Here is a 22,191-nt window from a genome sequence, read left to right as displayed (position 1 = left end):
ACAGGTGCCTGTCAATGCGTCCACGCCCGCTAATTATCAGTGAATACCGGCCTGAATGGGCAGATCACTTTTCAACTGAAGCTGCCGCTGTTGCGGCGGCGCTGGGCGACACGCTTGTGACTATCCATCACATTGGCAGTACAGCTGTGGAAGGCTTAGCGGCAAAACCCGTCATCGATATGTTGACAGAAGTGTTAAATCATGACTCCCCGACTGCTGAGGCGCTAATACTGATGGGCTACCAATCGCGCGGAGAAAACGGGATGCCGGGGAGACGCTATTTCACGAAAGGTGCGGAGGCGCGGACCCACCACATTCATGCTTTTATCTCTGGCAGCCCCGATATCAGGCGGCATCTCGCCTTTCGGGATTATTTACGTCACTCTCCAAAGGTACGGGATGAATATGCGGCGGTTAAACGCGCTGCACAACTTGCCTGTCAGGGCGACATCAAGATTTACGGTCAATTGAAACATGATTTTATTGCCTGTCATCAGCAACGGGCATTAGCCATATTCCCATTCTGATTTATCCGCTCAAATTTTAACGCTATATCCGCTGACGCCCGACAACCGTTTCAGCCCTGCGTGTGCTTGCCTGCTCAGGAAATAAGCGCGCCTGAAATCCGTAGCCTCATACAAAAACAACGGACAGGATGGGGTGAAGATACCTGTGTAGCGCGCGAGTGATTAAAGCATTACTGAAGCCGTGCTTAACGCCGCACAATCAGAGGACGCCACCTTTTCAGGATGAAAACGGCATGGCAGGATAAGCCAAATAACAAAGGAGTGGGCCTGATGTTACTGAAAGGTATGAATGATCCGTTGCTTAAGGCGTATCAGAACCCGAAATCAAGGTTGATGATCAGCCGTTTCAGAGGATTAGCCGGGGATCGACGGCTCAGTGACTGGCAGGTATTTTGTATTCTCGTGAATGGATTTACTAATTACTGGTATGTGCACTCAGGTCATTTCACCATCAACGTTGAATTAACTAAAACCCGACAGTTCGATTTCATGCAGGATTTTTTGCATTTTTCCGTCACGCTGGACGGCTTATTGAGTGATGAGAATTTTCGCTGTCCCGATTTTATTTTGCCGCATTATGATGTGCCTTATGAATTTTGCCGTTGGCGCAACAAGCGTGGCTACGATTCACAGGTGACGTATGTGGGTAACCACGGTGTAAAAACACATAAAGGCCTGTTTATTGCCACCCATGATGTCGCCCGAGATGAATATCATATGAAATGGGAAGGTACTATTACCGTTTTTGATAAAGCCTTTTTTAAAATGGGAAGTTTCAATACCACGAGCGACTTTTTGGTCAATGACATCACCAAAAACATTCGTGAAGGCGTGATTAAACATCTGGGCCTGTATCGTGACCTGTTTAATTATATTTTCCCTTCGCCAACGGCCGCGCGTATTCAGGCTCGTGACAGTAAACGTTACCTGGCAAGGAAATAAAAAAACGGCGAGCGCGGAGTGGGCAGAAACCTGCTCTGGTTAAAACGTCATTATCCAGGGTCTCAGCCAGGCAGCTTCCATTTAAGCCAGGTATCAAGCTCCGTCTCAGCCATTGGCTTTATATTAAAATACTCACGTGCAACATCGTCACGGTCTTCTAAAGGCGGAGAAACCGATGGCGGGTAATCTTTTCCATCGGCCAGCACAAGGGTATTGAGCGCTTTTAAGGTAGTAAAAATGCTGTGGGCAATCAGACGTGACGTGATCCTGGCATTAAGTTCTTTTGCCAGTACGTTATCAAGTTTTATGACTTCAGGCGGGCTCTGTCGTAGGTAACGTATTTTGCTGTAGCCCTTAGCCGTATCTTCCCATGACATGCTGAAGCCTGAAAGCCTGAGCATTTCCAGTCCGAGCATAGCGGTTGGACTGTCAATCATATGCTCGGTTTTCAATATGTTGATGATAAGCATTGATGTGGGAAGGGCGGCCTTGAGCATTTTTTCAGCCAGTTTTTCTGCAAACGTGCTGTCAGCAATATCTCGCTCATTAATACTGATTGTTATTGGCAACTGGACATGATGATGTCGTAAACGTTTAAGGCGGGAAATGGCGCTGTCGACCTGCCAGGTTGTCAGTTGCGTATCAAGTTCCGTCCCTTTAGCCAGAGCGACAAAGTGATCTGCTAACAGCTCACCGCGTAACGGATGATGCCAACGCACCTGTGCTTCAAGACCAACGGGTTTACCACTTTTAATACAGACTTTGGGCTGAAAAACCAAGAATAAGCCGTGATTGTGCCGTAAGGCTTCTGCCAGGTCGCTCATCAAGGTGACATCAGTCGCGCAGCTTATGTCGCTGATTTCATCAAAACGAACCTGAGATAATGTCTGTCCGCTGATGTACTCCAGCGCATTGACTGCCCGTCGGAGGACTTCATAAGGCGGCGCATCGCTGGCAATAAAATCAGTTTGCTCCGTATAGGTCGTCAGCGCCATGGTCAGACCGTCGCCCATATCAGCGCTGATCGCTCCCAGTCGCTCAGCTACCCAGGTTGCACTCACGGGGCTGTCAGCCTGGGTTAAAATAGCAAAACGTCCTGTTGCGATAGTGTAAAACTGGCAGCCATTAGTTGGCCGAAGGCGTAACAGCAATAGTGTCGCGACATCTTTCAGCAGTGACTCCAGCGCGGCCATGCCCAACGATCGGGATAACTCAAACGCGCGGGACATATCGATACAATCAATCAACACCAGACGGCGCAGCGATTTATCCTTTTGGGTGGCAAGGTGCTGTATATCGCGAATAAGACGTTCGCGGTTGGCTAACCCGGTAACCGGTTCGATGAAAGCCGCGGAGTGCCAGGCATCAAGAAAAGCGATGATTAACCCAGCCAGGGATTCTGTTATTTTTTTTTGCTGGTCATTGAAAGGGCGCGGCACTGTATCCGTCAAACACAGCGTGCCCAGTATCTGGCCATTGCGGTTTTTTAGCGGCGTACCTACATAAAAGCGGATGAAAGGTGCATGCCTGATCAGTGGATGATGGGCAAAACGTGAATCGCAGGTGGTGTCCGGTACAATGACCGTTGCGCCGCCTTCCACAACATATCGGCACAGCGCTTGCTCGCGTGACGTATCCTGCAGCTCAATATTATAGTTGGCGCGAACAATATGCTGGTCATCGTTCAGAACAGTAATGTAACTTCCATTGATACCCAGCAGTTGACTGGCCAGACGCAAGAATTTTTTCAGCACCTCATCCCGGCCCCGATCGGAAAGACTAAGTGCTTTTGTTGCACTGGTGCGGTGATGTTCCTTGTCGCTAGATTCCGTAGACATTTCCGCTCCTGCCCGTTTGCTCAATGAAACTGCAAAAGAAGAGTGTACGATAAATAGCGAAAATAAAGCCCAATCATTATAAAAGGCAAAAGCAATTAAATTAATTTTTTCTTTAGAAGGGTCAAGGCGTAATTATTTTTTTATCCCTGCCCACTTAACGCAAATTAAAATTATCATTGGCGTCAGTGTCATTTTTAAAAGGTTTTTTCTGGCCAGTAAGGTTAAATAACATTGCAGTTATTTAATTAAACAGGGTCGCGTTCACTTAATATTGTGCGCTAAATTAAATTAACTCTATAGTTTGCTTTTGTTAATGTATGATCGGGCGTGAGAATAACCGGGTAAACGTCATAAGTTAGTGTACCACATCGCCGCATTCTGGGGTTTTTGTGAAATTAGCCGTTAATACAAGGGATTAATCATGATTAACAGCGGGCAGGGGGTTATGAACAGCCCTGAGCCGCAGCATTATCTCTGAATGCGTGAAATGGGAAATGCGACATTAAATAAATAAAATTAATCATTGAGGTGATAACCTTTTTACAGGGCCAACCTGTGCGTTGTCTTACCTGAGAATCATTTCTGTTGCATATTAATGTAAATTATCGTGCTCATCTCCCAACCGATACCTGCATATCAGGACAATAACTGATAAGCTAACAGCCTCAATCACGATGACGTTGGAGCTGCCCTTTGCTGACCACAATTATTTATCGCAGCCACATCTCAGATGACGTGCCCGTTAAGACGCTTCCTGACATGGTGGACGATGCCAGCATATTCAATGCTTCCCATGAAGTGACCGGCATTTTGCTCTTTAATGGCACCCATTTTTTCCAGTTACTGGAAGGCCCTGAAGAGGGCGTGCTTGCCGTTTACCAGCGCATCTGTGCCGCTCGCCGCCATCACAACGTGGTTGAATTGATGCGTGACTACGCACCATCCCGTCGGTTTGGTAATGCCGGTATGGAGCTGTTTGATTTACGCCAGCACGATCGTTCAACCGTGCTTCAGGCTGTACTCGATAAAGGCACGTCTAAGTACCAACTGACCTACGCTGACAGGGCGTTGCAGTTTCTGCGTACCTTTGTCGAAGCGCGTGAGAAAGAAAACTATTACGAGGTTTTGCCATCCGAATACTGGGAGTTTATTCCCGATCGTCCTGCGATGAGTACGGCAAAACCCGCTTCCTCCGGTATTAGTTTCCGCCCGGTGGTCGATCCTCTTGCCAGACAGGTCACAGCGATTGAGGCAATCACGGATACGCGTCATCGTGGCACCGACCAGAACGGCTCCGAGCAAGCGTTACATGATGCTGACCTCGAGGCGGTGATCAAGGCTTTCGACATGGCGGGCAGGGCCTGTCCGGATGAAATGACCCTGTATGTCAGCCTGCTTCCCATGACGCTGGTGGTGGTGCCGGATGCGGTTGCAAAGATTGTCTCGACAATCAATGCGGCCGGATTAGTCCCGGAACAGGTGGTGCTTGGCGTGAGCGAAACCGAAGTCATCTCCAGACTCGAAGCGTTTTCCGTTGCCGTCAGGCAGCTCAAAGCCGCAGGTATCAGTTTGTCCGTCGATAACTTTGGTGCGGGATCAGCTGGCCTGTCGTTACTGACACACATCCAGCCCGATCGCATTCGTATCGATTCCAGTATTACAACGGATGTTCATCGGAGCGGCCCTAAGCAGGCGGTTGTCCAGGCGATTATCAAATGCTGTTCTGCCTTAGAGATCACGGTGATCGCTGCTGGTATCGTTAAGGCCGAGGAGTGGATGTGGCTTGAAGCGGCGGGCATTATCAACTTCCAGGGCAGTCTGTTTGCCTCTGCAGGTTCGGGTCATGCCGATGCGGTTGCCTGGCCTGAATATCGTGATGCTATGTAGTGTTGCCCTATCGCCTCGCGGCGAATAGCGCAGCTATTAAACGCTTTGCGATATATCAACAGCAGCATGGATCGCTGCTCTCATTCCCCTTTGACTTCAATCATGATGCTCCCCACGTTGTACGCTCTACATTCCCCTTTGATACCCAGATAAAACCTGCTCTGGATATAACGTTCGCCCGCCTGTTTACCGAGATAGCTGTCTTTATTCGTGCGTTATAAGCGTTATATGAAAAGACATACAGCTGAGAAAATACCGGACTTTTAAACGGCAAATAAAATTAGCCAGGCGCACCGACATTATTTACGGGATTAATTTTCCTGAAAAGAGCGGGATGTTTTCTCTTCGCTGCACCTAATGCCGTCTTTCGCATTTTGCGAATGAGCCGTTGTGCCAAAACAACCATTCACACTTACAAATGCGTCGGCGCAATCCTCTTTTCCGAGATTGCCTGGACAGAAAAAGCACAGTTTGCGATCATAGCGGCATTACGGAAAATAAAAACCTTATCGGGCATTTATAATATGAAAGAAAACAGCCGTTTAGAATCGATAATGAATTACCTCAAAGGGAATAATCTGGTCACAGTTGAGCAGCTTGTTACGGTAACGGGTGCCTCACCGGCAACGATCAGACGCGATCTGATTAAACTCGATCACGAAGGTGTTGTCAGCCGAACACATGGCGGTGTGACACTGAATCGGTTTATCCCTTCTCAGCCGACCACGCTGGAAAAGTCCTCGCGTAATCTGGTGGAAAAACATGCTATCGCGCGCGTGGCGGCCAGCTTTGTTAAAGCCGGCGATGCTGTCATTCTGGATGCGGGCACCACGATGTTTGAACTGGCCCGGCAAATTACCCATATGCCGTTGCGCGTGATTACCAATGACTTACACATCGCCCTGTTTCTCTCAGAGTTCAAACAAATCGAAGTGACAATAATCGGTGGGCGCATTGATGAGAGCAGCCAGTCCTGTATTGGCGATCACGGGCGTAAAATGCTCAACAATATTCATCCTGATATTGCGTTTCTGAGTGGCAACGGCTGGGACCTCGCTAAAGGCGTAACTTCCCCGACAGAAGAAAAAGCGGCACTGAAACACGATCTGATAATGAACGCTCATCGCCGGATTTTACTGGCGGACAGCTCAAAATATGGGGCATGGTCACTCTTCAATGTGGTGCATTTAAATGAGCTCACCGATATTGTCACCGATGCTAATCTGGACGTTGAGATCAGGCAAGCGCTTCAGTCAAAACTGACGCCGACGCTGACCATCGCAGATCCGTTATAAACAGCCTCATTGTGCTAATCAGGCAGCCTGCTCAACAGGTATTCGTGGAGGTAGCCTGACGCAGTGACGGCTCGCTTGCGTGAATATCGCTGAAACCTTCGCGCCCTGGTGTAATCCTCGTCTGTAAAAGCGAACGGCAGCACAGCGCAAGGCGTGAATGGTGATGGTGAAATTAATGGGCAATCTGAAAGATGCATGTTCTCTCTGATCCTGAAATAAGCCATCTGTCATGGCTACTCTGGCGCATTGGTGCAACGATCAGCATCGCAGTGTCACCACTAGGCTTCGATACGGGGTTTCAGATACAGACAGGTGTCACCTTCTTCAACATGTTTTGGATGCCAGACCATCGCCGCATTTTCGTCGCCAATATAGGTCATTCCCAAAGGCTCTATGACCGCGTAAGGATGCGCAAAAGCGGCACGGTACGCGAGTAACTCTTTTGCCATTGCCACAACCTGATGTGAAACCCCATCCGGGCGACTGACAATATCATTCAACTGTTCTTCGGTAAGCATACTTCCATTCCTGAACAACCCTGACCAGCAACCCTGAAGAGGCGCTGGGGGTTTAAATCAGTTAATCGTGGTCAAACAGGCGCCCGTGAGTATTCGTCGTTGCAGAACGGTCAGGGGAAGATAGCCCATGTTGGCTGTAAGGGCGTAGCTTACTACGTGAAGGGAAGATTTCGAAGTCTGTTCACACAGAGATCTAAAGGAAAGTGAGGGGCGATGACAGAAGGGCTGCTACAGTCTGCATCGACAACCGCCTCCGCGCACAATGGAAAAGCCGCCTTAAGCGGCCAGGCCTTGCTCCATCCGCAAATTATTTATGCAGCTATGCACACACAGGGGCGCGGTTATGGATGTTGGCTTCACTAATCCTTTACTGCGCGTTGTGATCTTGTCACTGAGCGACGATTTTGACTTCAGCAACGCAATGAAGATGTCGCGGTAACAGGTTGGGCAACACGACCCAAAGAGATCAATTTCACAGAATTAACAACTTGAATTAAAAGGATTCTGGTATTATCTCTCAGGCCATCAGGATTAACGGCAAGCGCCTTTAAGGGATTGATGGTAATCATAAAAGTAATAACAATTGTTATTATTTGCGCGATTATTTAATTACCGCTTTTATGGGTTATTAATCGCCACTGTTGTTCAGAGAAACGGCAAACCCGATGCTGGCAGCACGGTATCATGTTAAAAATTTCTGAAAACAGTTTCGCGCATGTTATACAGTCGCACATGGCCCCTGTTTGCTATAAATTGTCGGTTAATATGGCGCTAAATATTTAAATTTAAGCTAAATTGTTTTTCTGCGTTTTTTGCACCCGCACAAGGGGAGGCTGTTGTGCACGATAATCAAAGTGGCAATGACGAAAATCGTCTTAAAGCGGTTAAAGCACTTTTGTCACCTGATATTACCAGGGATGAGGTGCTGGAAAAATTTGTTCATCTTGCCGCGCAGGCGCTGGGTATTTCAGGCAGTTTTATTTCAATTATTGATGATAAAAATCAGTATATTAAGGTTTCCCGCAACTTTAACCTCAAAGAATCAGCACGCGAAGTTTCCTTGTGTCGTCATGTTATTGATGGCGACGGGCAGCTCGTTGTACAGGATACATTGCAAGACAGCCGCTTCACTTTTCATCCCTTAGTTGAGGGTGAACCTCACATCCGGTTTTATGCGGGCGTGTCGTTATACAATCTGGAAGGGCTGGTGTTAGGGACGCTTTGCGTGACCGATACGCAGCCTCATACGTTTAGTGATGAGCAGTTGGAAACACTGAAGTCGCTGGCAAGACTGGTGACATCCTTTCTGGATGCATGGAATCTTGCCAGTTTCACCGATCTGATTACGCATCTACCGAACCGGCCACGCCTGATTCGCGACATGCAACAGCTGGCCGTCAGCAATCCCGATCGTCGTTTTCGCATGATCCTTATCGACTGTATTGATATTCCCCAGGCATATGAGTTATCACGTACCTTTGGCATTGCGCCAGTGGAAAACTTACTCAGGCAAATTGCCGGGCTGGTCAGCGCTCGTCTTCAGCTTCAGCCAGATGACATGCTTTATTCATTTGCACCGGGGCGCTTTGCATTAATCCAGCCTTATTTTGGCGGCTATAGCGCGCAAAGTACCATTGAGGTGTTAACCAACCTTAAAGCAGATTTAGCGGATAACATCACCATTGATATCGACGTTTATGCAGGCGAGACCGAGTTTGTTTCCCGCGATATTGATGCAAATGAAGTTGTCCGTCAGGCGGTCAGTGCGTTGCACGAATGTATTCACCAGAACGGTGGTGCTATGACGTTCGATCATGCATACGATTCGCGGCGCACGGAAGATTTCTTGATTATGAACGATCTGGCCCAGGCGCTTAAAAAAGACGAAGGCCTGTACCTCGCGTATCAGCCAAAGGTGTGCTTAAAGACGGGAAAAACCGTTGGGCTTGAGGCATTAATTCGCTGGCACCATCCGGAAAGAGGCGAGCTGTTTCCCGTCGACTTTATACCGTTGGCCGTAAAAACTAACCTGATTTCGGTGCTGACTGACTGGGTTATCGATCGCGTCATCATTCAGTTAACGCAGTGGAATAAAGAATTTGAATTAATCCCGGTATCCGTCAACGTCAGCGAACGTGACTTTTCCAGAGCGGAGTTTGCTTCCAGTTTAGCCAGTAAGATGCAGGCTGCAGAATTGCCAACATCATTAATGGGCGTGGAATGTCTGGAAAATGAGTTGATAACGGAAAGCGATGTGGCGATTAATGGACTCGAAGCGCTTAAAGCCCACGGGTTTATTATCTCACTGGACGATTTCGGTACAGGCTACAGCAACATTAGTTACCTGCAGGAAATTCCGTTAGATGTGATTAAGGTCGATATGTCTTTAATCAGTCGGATGGATAGCGATTCTGCCTCCAGAATTATCGTCAGAAGCATTATCCAGATGTTGAAGGAGTTGGACTATACGGTGTTGGCAGAAGGTGTAGAAACAGAAGCCACACTGAGTTTGCTGAAGCAATACGGCTGCGATCAAATCCAGGGTTACTTCTTTTCGAAACCGCTTCCAGCCAGCGATATCGAACACTGGTTACTGCAGAAGTAAACGCGATAAAGGCGACAGTATCTGTCGCCTTCTCAGTACGGTCAGTCAAGCTGAGTACAGGGCGTTTTGCACAACGCGCACTCGGGCAGCAATAAGGTGAATGCGCGTTGTGCCGTCAATCCAGATCGCTGCCGTTACTGGCAATCACTTTTTTATACCACCAGAAGGATTTTTTTCGCCGCCGGGCCAGCGTGCCTTGTCCACGATCGTCACGATCGACATACACAAACCCATAGCGTTTACTCATCTCACCCGTTGAGGCGGCAATCAGGTCAATACAGCCCCACGTGGTGTAGCCGATTACTGGTATCCCATCACCTATCGCCTCTCCCATGGCCCGAATGTGCTCACGCAAATAGCTGATGCGATAATCATCAATAATTTCGCCCTCATCATTGACCTCATCGCGTGCGCCCAGGCCATTCTCCACCAGGAAAAGCGGCTTCTGGTAACGGTCGTACATCATGTTCATGGTGATGCGGAGTCCAAGCGGATCGATGCCCCAGCCCCATTCACTACGCTGAATATGCGGATTCGTAAGGGATTTCACCACGTTTGCCGCGCTGCTGTTCTGCTCATTCATATCGGCGGACGCACAACGGGAAGCATAGTAACTGAATGACACGAAATCGACGGTGTTCATGAGTACATCAGCATCATCTTCTGCCATTTCAATCTGGATGCCTTTCTCGCGGAAAAGGCGAGCAGAGTAGGCGGGATAGGCACCCCGCGCCTGAATATCAATGAAAAACAGATTCTCACGATCTTTTTGCAGCGCCGCCCAGACATCGTCAGGTTTGCTCGACCAGGGATAAAAATTGCCGCCAGCCAGCATGCAGCCAATCTGATTATCCGGGTTGATTTCATGAGCTATTTTTGTCACCCGCGCGCTTGCCACCAGCTCATGGTGAGCGGCCTGATATTTAACCTGCTCACTGTTTTCACCCGGTTCAAATACCAGTCCTGCGCCCGAAAAAGGGCTGTGCAGCATGATATTTATTTCATTAAAGGTCAGCCAGTACTTCACTAAACCATCAAACGCCTCAAAACAACTGCGTGCATAACGGGCAAAAAAATCGATCATTTTACGATTGCGCCACGAACCGTATTGCGTAACCAGATGCATAGGTACATCAAAATGGCAAAGCGTCACTAAGGGTTCAATGCCGTACTTGCGACATTCGGTAAACATGTCACGATAAAAAGCCAGCCCCTCTTCATTGGGCGTGACTTCATCGCCGCGCGGAAAAATACGGCTCCAGGCAATCGACGTCCGAAAAACCGTAAAGCCCATTTCTGCCATTAAAGCGATGTCTTCACGATAACGATGATAAAAATCGATCGCAGTGTGGCTGGGATAGAATTCATCGTCCCGCAGTGCGTCACGTTTTTCCTGACCCAGCTTGACCGGCATACGTGCAGGCCCGATGGGGAGCATGTCAACGGTGGTTAATCCTTTCCCGCCTTCAAGAAAAGCGCCTTCTGACTGATTTGCGGATAAGGCACCGCCCCATAAAAATCCTTGCGGGAATCGTGATTCAGACATGAAATCCTCTTTAACACAGTCATTAATGATCAGCTAGCGTTAGCCGCTTTTGCTTTTTCAGGTGAAACCTTAGGTTGTGATGCTGCCAGGCTGGTGGTTTCAGGAATATCGTCAAAGCCCAGAATCAGGGTAAGAATAAATGACAGCACCACAGAGAGCACCATCACCGCGACAACCCAAACAATGGACATCGGGTTGGCTGGATCAAAAAACTGAACGCTGGTAAACAATCCGGGTGATGCCATCGAATGGCTGGCCAAACCGCCTATGCCGGCGACGGCACCACAAATAAACCCACTGATCATACTGGCAATCAAAGGGCGTTTTAAACGCACAGCGACACCGTAAAGGGCCGGTTCAGAAATGCCGGCCACAATGGCAGAGGCTGCTGCTGCCAGCGCGGTTTGACGTAATTCCGGGTTTTTCGTTTTATAGGCGACGGCGAGTGAAGAGCCGCCAAGGGACAGATTAGCGCCAATTTCCGAAGGCATAACCATGCCCTCTTTACCGGTTTCAGCAATGGTCTGGATAATAGTGGGTGTGAAAACCCGATGCATGCCGGTCATCACCAGCAAGGGCCAGAGCGCGCCCATAATCGCAACCGAAAGCCAGCCCAAATAACCGTGAATGGTGTAAACCACGGCGGAGATTCCACTGCCGATCCAGATACCAATCGGGCCAATCAAGACAATCGCAATCGGTGCGGCGATCAGCACAATCAACATCGGCTTCAGAAAGTTTTTTGTTACCGCAGGCGTAATACGGTCCACACCACGTTCAATGTGAGACAAAATCCACGTCATCACCAGCGCCGGTATTACCGTATAGGTATATTTCACCGCCGTTACCGGGATAAAAGCAAACTCGACGGGTTGTCCCTGCGCCGCTTTAGCCATCAGGTCAATAAAGTTGGGATGCACCAGGACGCCAGCGATGGCTATCGCCAGTGACATGTTCGTCTTGAATTTAAGCGCCGCTGACGCAGCCACCATAATGGGCAAAAAGAAGAAAGCACCATCTCCAATCACGTTCAATATGACCAGAGTCGATGAGCCTTTCTCAAACACACCGGCCATATCCAGGATCATGGCCAACAGCTTGACCATTGNGGCGGGAATCAGCGGTGACATGGTGCCGACCAGCGCATCCAGAATACCGGCCCCCACGCTTTTTAGCGTGAGTCGCCGTTTCCTGGGCGCAGTACCGTCTGACTGCGGATCGCCCAATGCCAAAACTGCCTCATAAGCTTTCGACACATCATTGCCAATAATCACCTGCAACTGTGTATCGGTATGCACAACGCCCATAATGCCATTGAGGGTTTTTAATCCGGCAAGGTCAACCAGGCTATCGTCTTTCACCACAAAACGCAGGCGAGTCATACAATGCGTGACGGCACTGATATTGTTCAGACCGCCCAGCTTATTAACGATAGCCTGTGAAATCTCTGCATAATTTCCTGGCATGATTTTATCTCGTAGGGTAGAGGAAAATGCGCTCGGGTTTCCGCTGGAGCCGCCGCTTTATTGTTATACGCCTTCAGTCAGCCTGACTCAGGTTGTATCTGACCGAAGGGGCAGCTAAATAGGAAACCGGTTTCACAAAATCATGAAGATGTTTTACTGTTTAAACAAGAGCGTAAAATGACCATCTGTTATTTTTGTGATGGCAATCACTCGAAGTGGAAAAGAGCGCCATGCCGGGCTAAGGGCAAATATTTTAAATAATGAAAGGCTTAGGTAGACTGCATTTACTCTGAGGACACGGGCAGCGAGAACATGACAACAATATCTGAAGTAGCAAAACGCGCCGGCGTCTCAAAAGCGACAGTATCGCGAGTGTTGTCGGGCAATGGTTATGTGGGGCAGGAGAAACGAGATCGCGTATTACAGGCCATTGCAGAGACAGGCTATCGGCCAAATCTGCTGGCACGCAACCTGGCGAACAAAAGTAGCCAAACCATTGGGCTGGTGGTCACCAACACACTTTACAGCGGTAACATTTTTAGTGAGCTGATGTCGCACTCTGCCAGAATTATGGAGCAGCAAAATCGTCAATTGATCCTGGCCGATGGTAAACACACCGCGGAACAGGAGCGTGCGGCTATCCAGTTTCTGCTCGACCTGCGTTGCGATGGCATTATTATCTATCCGCGCTTTCTCAGCATTGACGAGCTGGACGCGATGATCTCGCAGCACAAGCAACCTGTCATGGTCATTAATCGTCGCCTGCGTATCAATGACAGCTTCTGCGTTTATAGCGATCAGCACATGGCCAGCCAGATGGCCGTCCGTTATCTGATGGAGCAGGGCCATCGTAATATCGCGTTTATTACGGGATCACTGGATTCACCTACCAGTCAGGAACGGCTTTCGGGCTATCAAACCGCGCTACGCGAGCAGGGAATCGCCATCAATCAGCAGCTTATTGTGCACGGAAAGTGGACCGCGCAAAGCGGCATGCTGGCGGTGAAAACCTTGCTCGCAAGGGGACAATCCTTCAGTGCCATCGTTGCCAGCAATGATGAAATGGCTATTGGGGCCATCAAACAGCTGACGGAAAATAATATCGCTGTGCCAGGGACAGTCTCCGTGATTGGCTTTGACGATATCCCGCTGGCGGCCTACATTATTCCTGCGCTTTCCAGCGTGAAATTTCCCGTAACCGATATGATTAACGAGACCATTAACCGGCTGGTTTCGATGCTGGATGGCGGCGAGTTAACGACGTTAACGCCTTTTAAGGGCAGCCTTGTCCTGCGCGACTCCATCACCGTTGCCCCCTGACGTCTCTGCCTGCAAGGCGGCGATCCCGACCTGCATCAGCGCGATACCTTGCTCAGAAAGCCGGGCCACCACGTCCGGGGAAAGCCCATCCTCTGTAATAACATGGCCAGGCTGATAACCGGACGACAAGGGATAAGGATGTATTTGCCCGAATTTAGATCTGTCGGTCAGAACATAACTGTCTGCGCCTTTCGCCAGCACGGCGTCAACCACATCACATCTCTGCATATCGCGACCGGTAAAGCCGGTTTCCGGATGCCAGCCATCTGCGCCAACAAAGGCTTTGTGAAAGTGAATCTGCTGAATACAGTAACGGGTTAACGGGCCGGTTATGGATTCGCTGCTCTTTTGCAACATGCCACCCAGAATAATCACGTCACAAGCCGCATCTTTAAGCAGGTGACCGATATAGTGGCTCACCGTGATTAACGTCAGGCTTTTACGGCTGGCCAGCATGCGTGCCAGCAGGGCATTGGTGCTGCCGCCTTCAATCAATACAGACTCGCCATCATTGATCAGATCAGCGGCATAGCGAGCGAGAGCCAGCTTAATACCATAACGGGTGTTCATGCGCGTGCCAACATCGTCGCTGTCCAGCGACTGGGCCGCGCCATGAACCCGACGCAGAACCCGCTGTTGCGCCAGTTGGTTGAGATCCTGACGTACCGTGACCTCTGAAACACCGACAAGCTGAGCCAGCTCGCTGACGGCGATGCTGCCACGTGAATTAACCAGTTCGATAATTTGTTGCTGACGCGTATTCATCGTGGTTCTTTGCATCCATGGATTAAGCTGACGTTAAGCGATACGGGTTTCAGGCTAAACCCAGCCCCCGTTTTCCGTTGAGATTAAGATCGGCGAGGGTAAAGCGATTTTTCCAGCCAGCTTCGTAGTGCTCAGGAGGAAAATCAGCAGGGGAATGGCCTTGCTCAAGTGCGCGCGCGACAAGGTGCGCGTAGGCCCGGTTTTTATCACACATGGGCGCAGCGGGAATATACATAACATTGCCCCAGCCCTGCTGGTTTTCAACCGGTGCGACAGCGTGAATGAGGTCACAGTGCCACCAGACAGAGTCGCCCGCCGTAATCGCCGGTACCGAGCATAATCCCTTTATCAAATGTGGGTGCCATTTTTCATTTACTGCAAGCACGCGCCCCGGCTCAACGCCACACAATTCATCGTCAGCCACATCCGATAACAGCGGTCGAAGCAGGACATAGGTGATGGCTTCCGGCACGGGAACCACGTGCAGTAAGCCCTGACCGGGCATCATATCGGAGAGCGCAGTCCATCCCTGAAACGTGCGGAAAGCCGAGCATTTTGTGGTATCGGGAACATCAAACTCGTTCACTTCGCTACGATGGGCCGCATTCCATGGGTCGTAACGCTCAACATTGCCGTCAAAAAGCGAGCGAAAGACGCGTTGATACGCGGGCAACAACCAGCGTTCAAGCGCACCGGAATCCGTATGCGCGCCCAACCCTTTCGACGTTGTTCCCGGCGGACGTCGGCGAATTCGGTCCGGATAGATAAGATTCACATCCGGATCGAACCATTGCTGACCTTCGGATTCGAATCGCCACAGGCGATTTAAAAACGACTGCACCTGTGCCATTTCATGACTCTGGCGCGCCTCCATTTGCGCCTGAGACCAGTAAATCGGATAAATTTCAGGCCGGGAGGCTTCGAGACTTCCAAAAAAATTGTCCCCGGGACCGCGATACTGTGCATCGAACTGATTTTCATCCAGATAACGCAACATGGCGGCATCCCATGCCAGCGCCTGTTCTCGAGGAAAATGCTGCTTTACGACCACACAGCCACGACGTTTTATTCTTTCTCGTGTCTCAGGGGTCAGCGTGCCATCTGTAATCTGTTCGGGTGAAATCACCGGCCAGGAACTGCCGCTCTGTTGTTCTTCCGCTTTGGCCTGGCTTATGGCCTGCTCGATTTTATTGCAAACCTCACTGAATAAGCCTTCAACATCGCCGATCTGCTGACGCACCTGCTGCTTAAACTGACGGATCGCTGCTGGAATATCGTGGGGTAACGGTGTGTGTTGAAGCTTCACAGTCATAATTGTGGCCCTTAACAGATAGTTTATATTTCAGATGAAGATTTTTTTCATTACATTCGAAAGATGAACTTATGTTTAACAGATTGCTGATGGGTAAAATCGCGACTGGCGCACAATGTGAGCTAACAGAAGGATATTTAATGATTGGAATTCTCATTAATCCCTACAGCGAGTAAGCTTGAAGCAACATTCAGCCTATTCAGGCCGGGAGACAAGGGGGGAACGACAATGGCAGTAAGGATGATTGCAGTTGATATGGATGGGACTTTTCTGGACGAAAATAAGCAGTACAACGTTCAGCGCTTTTCACGCCAGTACGCCCTGCTAAAACAAAAAGGCATTCGCTTTGTTGTCGCCAGTGGCAATCAATATTATCAGCTACAGCGCTACTTTCCTGACATCAAAAATGAAATCGCCTTTGTCGCCGAAAATGGCGCGTGGGTGTCAGAGGGCGACCAGGAAATTTTTTGTGGTGAGCTGGCCAGGGAAAGCGTGCACCGCGTGTTGGAGATACTGGCAAAAGAGCCGGATATCAGCACGGTCGTTTGTGGACGTAAGGGCGCTTATGTTCATTCTTCCATGCCTGAAAGCGTTATTCAGATGCTCAATAACCATTATTATCGGCTCGAAAAGCGCGATAATCTTTATGATATTGACGACACCATTTTTAAATTTTCGCTTAATCTGGCGCACGAAGGCATTGAAAGCCTGATGGATCGTTTGCATAACCAACTCGGCGAGATCGATCATATTATGCATCCCGTATCGAGTGGCTATGGTTTTATCGACCTGATTATTCCTGGTTGTCATAAAGCACATGGCATTGCTTTGCTGCAACAAAAATGGGGCATCAGCGATTGTGAGGTGGTGGCGATTGGCGACAGCGCGAACGATATTGAAATGCTGCGTCAGGCCTGTTTCAGTTTTGCGATGGCCAATGCCGTAGAGCCGGTATCCGCCGTGGCGCGTTTTAAAACTGAAAGCAATCAGGATGAAGGGGCGCTAAATGTAATTGCCCGGATTCTGGCGCGCGAGTTTCCCTTTGAATAACGCCTTAACGCCGGGATTTGTGCTGTGCCCATAAAGGCAAATGCCGTGTATCAGATCGGTGTGACAGTGTCACATCAATGATGTTATTAAAGGTGTATGATTAGCTTTTCACGACGCTGGCAGCGTAAGGTGCCAGCGTCATCGCTGTACCAAAGCATCATAAAAGTTGTCGCCTATAGTTACAACATACTTTAAGTGACAGTAGTAAAAGCCCAGAGTCAGCATCCGGGTGGTTTTCAGGTCTTGCAGAATAGCGATCCACAGCCCGGCTTACACCGGGCTGATGGGGATTATTTGTCGGCTTTCTTCTCTTCTTCGGTGCCTGACGGTTGCGTTTCAGCATCCGATCGCCAGGGCTTCAGCAGCTGAATATCCAGAATCACATAAACCATCGTGCTGATAAACAGGGAAATCACGCTGCCAAATACGCCGCTGGTGGTGAAGGTCAGATAGTTATAGATAATCAACCAGGTGAGACAAATGAACATCGACAGGGCTAGCATGATGGACGAGAGCGAGTAGTTACTGGTGCCGGCGCCTTGCTGATGCGTCAGTTTAAACAGGTTTCCAGTCGTGTATCTTTCTAAAATCAGGATGGTTTTTTGCCAGTTACGACGTTGTCGTGAACCCGTGCGTACAATAAACAGATACAGGACGGAGATAAAAAAGCCTGAAAACGCAATCAGGACTGGAACGGCTTCCAGCGCATACTCAATACTTTTGTGGCTCGCCCCGGCTGGACTCAGATCCAGCGTCAACGAGGCACCCAGCGCGGCATAAAGGAACACGAACAACGCTAAAAAGGTTATCGTGCGTTTCCAGTCTGCCTCGGTTTCGCGGTTCTTTTGCTGAAGCGCAACGGTGAAAGCGCGTTCGATATGTTCAGCCTGGGGCGAGTGCATTTCAATCGCGTCAACCTTTTCATCCAGCAGGGCTTCGATAAAGGGCTTGTGGTCACTGTGCAGGGGAATATTCATTACGTGGATTCTCAGTAAAATTTCCGCTTATTTTAGTCTGCCTGAGAGGAAATGATACAAGCTTCACACGTTAAAAATCTTCAGGCTGAGTCAGTTAAGTATCAGGTAATGCGTTTTACGACAGCCGCATGATGTACACTGCTAGTGAACTTACCACGAGGAAAGCGATTATGAATGACAAGAAGATGATTTCCATCGATCAGTTCAGTGATGAAGAGCGACTTGCCGTTAACGAAGCCCTTCAAAATCTGATGGAAAAGCACCGTCAACGCACCGGCAAAGAGCCTGACAGCAAAAAAGAAAAAGAGCTTAACACTGAAGCCCGCCAGCAGGTGATGGCCGATAAACTGCTTAATGAAAAGTTAAAAGCAGAAAAAGAGAGCAAAAAACCGGTCAGGAAAAAGAAACCTTCATCAATGGCCGCGAGTGAAGTTAGCGACTTTAACTGGTCTGCTTCAGTCGCAAAAGGCCGCAGAAGATAACGACAGAATAATGATGCTGACGCCTGACGATATAATTCTGTTTATCGTTGGGCTTATGCCACTCTCACTAAACTGCCTGTACAAAATCAGGATCAAGCAGAGTAAAAACAATAATAAATAAAGCGGTAAAACGCTTAAAAATTTATGCGGTTTACATTTTTTATGGATAAACTGCGCTGAATATACCGTCAATTACGCTTGCGAATGACTTATTACTCCCCCGAAGATCATCATCTTAAGATGCGATCCACGCGATTTGTCCGTCGCATGTTCGCCATGCGCCAACTTGGCACGATTTTATGCGCTTTGCCGGTTGCATCCGTTTTGATGGAGCTGGGCAAAAAACCCGCCATTTTGGTCTTACTGATTAGTAACGTTATTATCTGGCCCTGCCTGGCATATTGTCTTGCCATTACATCACGTGATTCAACCGCCAGAGAGCGAACCAATTTAACGCTCGATGCCGCCTTCGGCGGTATTTGGGTAGCACTCATGGCCGTGAGCCCGATGCCATCCTTTGTCATTATGGCGGTACTGGTCTCCGACCGTTATGCCGCCGGAGGCTGGCCACAACTTCTCTCTGCACTGCAGGCGTTTCTGTTTGCCTTTATCATGGTATGGACAATAGAGGGCGCGCCGGTTTTGATGGAATTTAGCATCCGTTCGGCATGGCTTACGATACCGCTGGCCACGTTTTATCTGTTGGCGCTAAGCGTGGTATCCCATAATCTGACGTTTAATCTGCGCCAGAAGAACCGGGAGCTGGAAAGGATCGCCTTGATGGACCCCAGTTTGCAAATCCCTAACCGACGCCTGTTTGAACGGCGGCTTGAAAGTGAATTCCTGCGCACCCGGCGTGGAGACAGCAAGGCATACCTGATACTTATTGATGTCGACCATTTCAAGAACGTCAACGATACCTTTGGTCATGAAGCAGGGGATTTTCTATTGGCTGAAATTTCCGGGTTGCTGCGTGACAGCGTAGGCATGAAAGATATCCCGGCGCGCTTTGGTGGCGATGAACTGGGCGTGATCGTACGTGACTCAAATGACGTTAACATCGTCAGGCTGGCCGAAACCATTCAACGAAACATTGCGCAATTACGCTTGCCTGCTTCTGCAGAGTTCAGATGTTCAGTCAGCATTGGTATTGCCTGTGCGGCAAAAGCCAGCTCTATACATGAATGGCTGCGACGCGCTGATGAAGCCCTGTATGAGGTTAAGCGATCGGGGCGTAATGATCTGAAATTATGGCAGATCTGAGGTTATATGAAGCGGTGTAGCACGGGCGCTTTTTTACTGGTTTAACATCAGCATACCGATACTGTAATCAGCCAGAAATTAACGCCGCCTTATCTTAAGGCGGCTTTTGCTATCAGATTGCAGGATAGTCGCCAGTGCCTTCAGGCCAGGGCGTAAGCAAATCAAACCCTGTCTCAGTCACCGCCACCGTATGCTCCCACTGGGCTGAAAGCGATCGGTCTTTCGTGACCACAGTCCAGCCATCAGAGAGGACGCTGGTGCCGGCTTTGCCTGCGTTGATCATGGGCTCGATGGTGAAAATCATCCCTGCCTTCAACGGCATCCCTTCGCCAGGGGTACCATAATGAAGAACCTGTGGATCAGTATGATAAATCTCGCCCACGCCATGACCACAATATTCCCGCACCACCGAAAAGCCGGCGTTTTCAGCAAGGCGCTGAATGGCGGCACCAATATCACCCAGTGTCGCACCAGGCTTCACCGTTTTAATGCCCGCGACCAGGGACTGATAAGTAATATCGACCAGGCGTTGGGCGCGTACGGACGGTGTGCCAACAAAATACATTCGGCTCGTATCGCCATACCAGCCATCTTTAATAACGGCTACGTCGATATTCACAATATCGCCGTCTTTTAATTTTTTGGCAGCAGGGATACCGTGGCAAACCACATGATTCACAGAGGTGCAGGTTGTGCGCGTGTAACCGTGATAGCCGATGTTGGCTGGCGTAACCTTAAGTTCATTCACGATAAAATCGTGACAGATATCGTCCAGTTGTTCAGTCGTGATTCCCGGGCGCACATGCGGGGTAATCATTGCCAGTACCTGGGCTGCAGCATGTCCGGCAGCGCGTGCTTTTTCAATTTCTTCTGCGGAATGGATCTTAACGGTCCCCATTACACTTCTCCTTGTGAGGTTAAATCGGCGTTATGTAGCACCTGGCGAATATCCGCGCCGCCGTTCATTTCGATACGGATCAACGTTTGAGCCAGCTCATGTTGTGTCAGTTGAGGATACAGCTCGGCCAACATACCGAGTTTTAACCAGTGCTCAGCCTGAGCGTTGATCGAGCGGCTCATCGCCTGGCTGGCGAGGCGCAGGTTTTCATGCATCAGATCGGATATTTTGACAATGCCCATGCGAAGCCTATATGGAATATATACGTTTTGTATACAGGCTACGCGTTATGAAGGGAGAGTTAAAGAAAAAAATCACAGCGGGTCCGAACGTTTCAGTAACATTCATCCGCCAGCGCACCTGTGTCAGGCCCGTTTTCCAGATTGCGATTTTTAAGCCCTCTGGCAGATCCTGAACCATACTCTACATCTGAAAATCGGCAACAGAGACGCTGAGTGCATTATGTCGGCGGTACAAAGGTTATCCGTGAAGGCTAAATTTTTTATCACCGCTGGCCATACTGTCTGATTCGGCCAGGTCAGTGCTGGATAACGGTAACCGTCTTTTCAGCAATGGGCCGACTCCTGAGAATCCGCCTTCACTCGGCACATCAGTTAAAAAAGAAGCGGTTCAGATTAGTCAGGATGATTACGATAGGTGAGATGTTTAAAGGCAGATGATGATATTTTAATGACGGGCACGAAGGTGCCTGAACCGCATAAAACGGCATGATGAAACGGTCACGCTTATCCACTTCTTACTTCGTAATTACCGGGAACAACGTTATGAGAGCATTCTTCATCACAGGCCTGATGTTCGCGTTAACAGCATGCTCTAACTCAGTGGGACATAATTTTGATACAGCCACCGTTCAGAATATCAGGCCAGGTCAGACAACACGTGCGGAACTGATCGCGATGTTTGGCCCGCCTGATACGGAAACACCTTACCCCAATGGGCAGCAGTTACTGATGTGGAAATACAGCAAAGCCAGAGTGCTGGATACCTCTGCAGGTGAAACACTCACAGTGCAGACAAAAAATGGCAGAGTGTTTAACTACACATTTAGTAAAAGTTGACGTCCTTTTAGGGAGATATCAAGTCTTCTGACAGAAGCATGAATTTTTACTTTGTTCGAACGATTGCGGATTCACATATTGATTTACGCTATGCCTCTTAATTCAGGAGGGATGTGATGAAAAAACATTTCATTTTTACCTCATGCCTTATGGTGATGAGTTTACTGTGGGCCGAGAGTTCTGTCGCAAAGGCTCTCCGGCAGACGGATGACCAAATTCGTCAGCTGATTATTGAGGATTCAATCGCGTCCTATCCCGGTGTTTGCGCGTGCCCGTTTAATTCAGCGCGCAACGGTAGCAGTTGTGGCAAGCGTAGCGCATGGAGCAAGCCGGGCGGCTATTCTCCCCTCTGTTATAAAAAAGACGTGTCCCGGGAAATGGTGGAGGAGTGGCGTAAAAGTCATGGTGCCTGATGGCGTCC

19 protein-coding genes are annotated in these 22,191 nt (G+C 49.2%); 10 read left to right on the top strand and 9 right to left on the bottom strand.

The features are described 5' to 3' along the window. The first annotated feature begins 14 nt into the window (after nucleotides 1–14). Together CMR03_RS13055 and CMR03_RS13050 are read left to right on the top strand one after the other, a co-directional pair. Nucleotides 15–527 carry a GrpB family protein gene (locus CMR03_RS13055; RefSeq protein WP_096011651.1) on the top strand — a complete coding sequence of 171 codons (513 nt, stop codon included), beginning with the start codon at nucleotides 15–17 and terminating at the stop codon, nucleotides 525–527. Nucleotides 528–797: 270 nt separating this feature from the next. Continuing rightward, nucleotides 798–1,469: a hypothetical protein gene (locus CMR03_RS13050; protein WP_063877094.1), complete on the top strand. Its 672-nt coding sequence runs from the start codon at nucleotides 798–800 to the stop codon at nucleotides 1,467–1,469. 62 nt (nucleotides 1,470–1,531) lie between these two features. Here CMR03_RS13050 and CMR03_RS13045 read toward each other — a convergent pair whose 3' ends face one another. Next, nucleotides 1,532–3,307 (bottom strand): EAL domain-containing protein, encoded by a 1,776-nt coding sequence (locus CMR03_RS13045; RefSeq protein WP_096011650.1) that lies wholly within the window; start codon nucleotides 3,305–3,307, stop codon nucleotides 1,532–1,534. 693 nt (nucleotides 3,308–4,000) lie between these two features. Here CMR03_RS13045 and CMR03_RS13040 point away from each other — a divergent pair. Together CMR03_RS13040 and CMR03_RS13035 are read left to right on the top strand one after the other, a co-directional pair. Continuing rightward, complete coding sequence (locus tag CMR03_RS13040) at nucleotides 4,001–5,194, top strand: diguanylate phosphodiesterase (protein WP_096011649.1); 1,194 nt, start codon at nucleotides 4,001–4,003, stop codon at nucleotides 5,192–5,194. Nucleotides 5,195–5,718: 524 nt separating this feature from the next. After that, nucleotides 5,719–6,489 (top strand): DeoR/GlpR family DNA-binding transcription regulator, encoded by a 771-nt coding sequence (locus CMR03_RS13035; protein ID WP_096011662.1) that lies wholly within the window; start codon nucleotides 5,719–5,721, stop codon nucleotides 6,487–6,489. A gap of 278 nt (nucleotides 6,490–6,767) precedes the next feature. Here the strand turns inward: CMR03_RS13035 and CMR03_RS13030 are convergent, their stop codons facing one another. Beyond that, entirely contained in the window at nucleotides 6,768–7,007 is a 240-nt protein-coding gene (locus CMR03_RS13030) for a hypothetical protein (protein ID WP_096011648.1), read from the bottom strand. An 838-nt stretch (nucleotides 7,008–7,845) separates the two neighbouring features. Here CMR03_RS13030 and CMR03_RS13025 point away from each other — a divergent pair. After that, nucleotides 7,846–9,612 (top strand): sensor domain-containing phosphodiesterase, encoded by a 1,767-nt coding sequence (locus CMR03_RS13025; protein ID WP_096011647.1) that lies wholly within the window; start codon nucleotides 7,846–7,848, stop codon nucleotides 9,610–9,612. A gap of 115 nt (nucleotides 9,613–9,727) precedes the next feature. Here the strand turns inward: CMR03_RS13025 and CMR03_RS13020 are convergent, their stop codons facing one another. Both CMR03_RS13020 and ascF read right to left on the bottom strand, forming a co-directional pair. Continuing rightward, the gene (locus CMR03_RS13020; protein ID WP_096011646.1) at nucleotides 9,728–11,158 is read right to left on the bottom strand and encodes a 6-phospho-beta-glucosidase; all 1,431 of its coding nucleotides are present in this window, start codon (nucleotides 11,156–11,158) and stop codon (nucleotides 9,728–9,730) included. Between the two features lie 29 nt (nucleotides 11,159–11,187). Next, nucleotides 11,188–12,624, bottom strand: a complete 1,437-nt coding sequence (ascF, locus tag CMR03_RS13015) for a PTS cellobiose/arbutin/salicin transporter subunit IIBC (protein WP_096011645.1) — start codon at nucleotides 12,622–12,624, stop codon at nucleotides 11,188–11,190. A 312-nt stretch (nucleotides 12,625–12,936) separates the two neighbouring features. On the opposite strand from ascF, the gene CMR03_RS13010 reads away from it, so the two are divergent. Then, on the top strand, nucleotides 12,937–13,944 hold the full coding sequence (locus CMR03_RS13010; protein ID WP_096011644.1) for a LacI family DNA-binding transcriptional regulator: 1,008 nt from the start codon (nucleotides 12,937–12,939) through the stop codon (nucleotides 13,942–13,944). Here CMR03_RS13010 and CMR03_RS13005 read toward each other — a convergent pair. Together CMR03_RS13005 and CMR03_RS13000 are read right to left on the bottom strand one after the other, a co-directional pair. Further along, complete coding sequence (locus tag CMR03_RS13005; protein ID WP_096011643.1) at nucleotides 13,888–14,709, bottom strand: DeoR/GlpR family DNA-binding transcription regulator; 822 nt, start codon at nucleotides 14,707–14,709, stop codon at nucleotides 13,888–13,890. The two genes, CMR03_RS13010 and CMR03_RS13005, sit on opposite strands and share 57 nt — an antisense overlap. Nucleotides 14,710–14,758: 49 nt before the next feature. After that, nucleotides 14,759–16,021 (bottom strand): DUF1479 domain-containing protein, encoded by a 1,263-nt coding sequence (locus CMR03_RS13000; RefSeq protein ID WP_096011642.1) that lies wholly within the window; start codon nucleotides 16,019–16,021, stop codon nucleotides 14,759–14,761. Nucleotides 16,022–16,249: 228 nt separating this feature from the next. Here CMR03_RS13000 and CMR03_RS12995 point away from each other — a divergent pair, with 228 nt between their 5' ends. Beyond that, nucleotides 16,250–17,071, top strand: a complete 822-nt coding sequence (locus CMR03_RS12995; protein ID WP_096011641.1) for a Cof-type HAD-IIB family hydrolase — start codon at nucleotides 16,250–16,252, stop codon at nucleotides 17,069–17,071. 290 nt (nucleotides 17,072–17,361) lie between these two features. Here CMR03_RS12995 and CMR03_RS12990 read toward each other — a convergent pair whose 3' ends face one another. Further along, complete coding sequence (locus tag CMR03_RS12990; protein WP_096011640.1) at nucleotides 17,362–18,048, bottom strand: RipA family octameric membrane protein; 687 nt, start codon at nucleotides 18,046–18,048, stop codon at nucleotides 17,362–17,364. Between the two features lie 170 nt (nucleotides 18,049–18,218). Here CMR03_RS12990 and CMR03_RS12985 point away from each other — a divergent pair, with 170 nt between their 5' ends. Beyond that, nucleotides 18,219–18,530: a hypothetical protein gene (locus tag CMR03_RS12985; protein ID WP_096011639.1), complete on the top strand. Its 312-nt coding sequence runs from the start codon at nucleotides 18,219–18,221 to the stop codon at nucleotides 18,528–18,530. 204 nt (nucleotides 18,531–18,734) lie between these two features. Beyond that, complete coding sequence (locus CMR03_RS12980; RefSeq protein ID WP_096011638.1) at nucleotides 18,735–19,793, top strand: diguanylate cyclase; 1,059 nt, start codon at nucleotides 18,735–18,737, stop codon at nucleotides 19,791–19,793. Nucleotides 19,794–19,905: 112 nt separating this feature from the next. On the opposite strand, the gene map is transcribed toward CMR03_RS12980, so the two are convergent. Both map and CMR03_RS12970 read right to left on the bottom strand, forming a co-directional pair. Beyond that, nucleotides 19,906–20,691 (bottom strand): type I methionyl aminopeptidase, encoded by a 786-nt coding sequence (map, locus tag CMR03_RS12975; protein ID WP_096011637.1) that lies wholly within the window; start codon nucleotides 20,689–20,691, stop codon nucleotides 19,906–19,908. After that, nucleotides 20,691–20,933 carry a ParD-like family protein gene (locus tag CMR03_RS12970; RefSeq protein ID WP_096011636.1) on the bottom strand — a complete coding sequence of 81 codons (243 nt, stop codon included), beginning with the start codon at nucleotides 20,931–20,933 and terminating at the stop codon, nucleotides 20,691–20,693. The genes map and CMR03_RS12970 overlap by 1 nt, the downstream gene beginning before the upstream one ends. 953 nt (nucleotides 20,934–21,886) lie before the next feature. Here CMR03_RS12970 and CMR03_RS12960 point away from each other — a divergent pair. Next, nucleotides 21,887–22,183 (top strand): hypothetical protein, encoded by a 297-nt coding sequence (locus tag CMR03_RS12960; RefSeq protein WP_063876958.1) that lies wholly within the window; start codon nucleotides 21,887–21,889, stop codon nucleotides 22,181–22,183. The last annotated feature ends 8 nt before the right edge of the window (nucleotides 22,184–22,191 follow it).

Origin of the sequence: Pantoea allii, assembly GCF_002307475.1 — a bacterium.
In the GTDB taxonomy this organism is placed as follows: Bacteria; Pseudomonadota; Gammaproteobacteria; order Enterobacterales; family Enterobacteriaceae; genus Pantoea; species Pantoea allii.
Note: the sequence above shows the minus strand (reverse complement) of the source record. Positions and strands in the feature narration are given on the sequence as shown.

Excerpts from the sequence above, each read along its gene's own strand:
- CMR03_RS13050 (WP_063877094.1), top strand. The coding sequence starts at position 798 with ATGTTACTGAAAGGTATGAATGATCCGTTGCTTAAGGCGTATCAGAAC.
- CMR03_RS12985 (WP_096011639.1), top strand. The coding sequence starts at position 18,219 with ATGAATGACAAGAAGATGATTTCCATCGATCAGTTCAGTGATGAAGAG.
- CMR03_RS13030 (WP_096011648.1), bottom strand. The coding sequence starts at position 7,007 with ATGCTTACCGAAGAACAGTTGAATGATATTGTCAGTCGCCCGGATGGG.
- CMR03_RS13045 (WP_096011650.1), bottom strand. The coding sequence starts at position 3,307 with ATGTCTACGGAATCTAGCGACAAGGAACATCACCGCACCAGTGCAACA.
- CMR03_RS12990 (WP_096011640.1), bottom strand. The coding sequence starts at position 18,048 with ATGAATATTCCCCTGCACAGTGACCACAAGCCCTTTATCGAAGCCCTG.
- CMR03_RS13035 (WP_096011662.1), top strand. The coding sequence starts at position 5,719 with ATGAAAGAAAACAGCCGTTTAGAATCGATAATGAATTACCTCAAAGGG.
- CMR03_RS12995 (WP_096011641.1), top strand. The coding sequence starts at position 16,250 with ATGGCAGTAAGGATGATTGCAGTTGATATGGATGGGACTTTTCTGGAC.
- CMR03_RS12980 (WP_096011638.1), top strand. The coding sequence starts at position 18,735 with ATGACTTATTACTCCCCCGAAGATCATCATCTTAAGATGCGATCCACG.
- CMR03_RS13010 (WP_096011644.1), top strand. The coding sequence starts at position 12,937 with ATGACAACAATATCTGAAGTAGCAAAACGCGCCGGCGTCTCAAAAGCG.
- map (WP_096011637.1), bottom strand. The coding sequence starts at position 20,691 with ATGGGGACCGTTAAGATCCATTCCGCAGAAGAAATTGAAAAAGCACGC.
- CMR03_RS13005 (WP_096011643.1), bottom strand. The coding sequence starts at position 14,709 with ATGAATACGCGTCAGCAACAAATTATCGAACTGGTTAATTCACGTGGC.
- CMR03_RS12970 (WP_096011636.1), bottom strand. The coding sequence starts at position 20,933 with ATGGGCATTGTCAAAATATCCGATCTGATGCATGAAAACCTGCGCCTC.
- CMR03_RS13055 (WP_096011651.1), top strand. The coding sequence starts at position 15 with ATGCGTCCACGCCCGCTAATTATCAGTGAATACCGGCCTGAATGGGCA.
- CMR03_RS13000 (WP_096011642.1), bottom strand. The coding sequence starts at position 16,021 with ATGACTGTGAAGCTTCAACACACACCGTTACCCCACGATATTCCAGCA.
- CMR03_RS12960 (WP_063876958.1), top strand. The coding sequence starts at position 21,887 with ATGAAAAAACATTTCATTTTTACCTCATGCCTTATGGTGATGAGTTTA.
- CMR03_RS13020 (WP_096011646.1), bottom strand. The coding sequence starts at position 11,158 with ATGTCTGAATCACGATTCCCGCAAGGATTTTTATGGGGCGGTGCCTTA.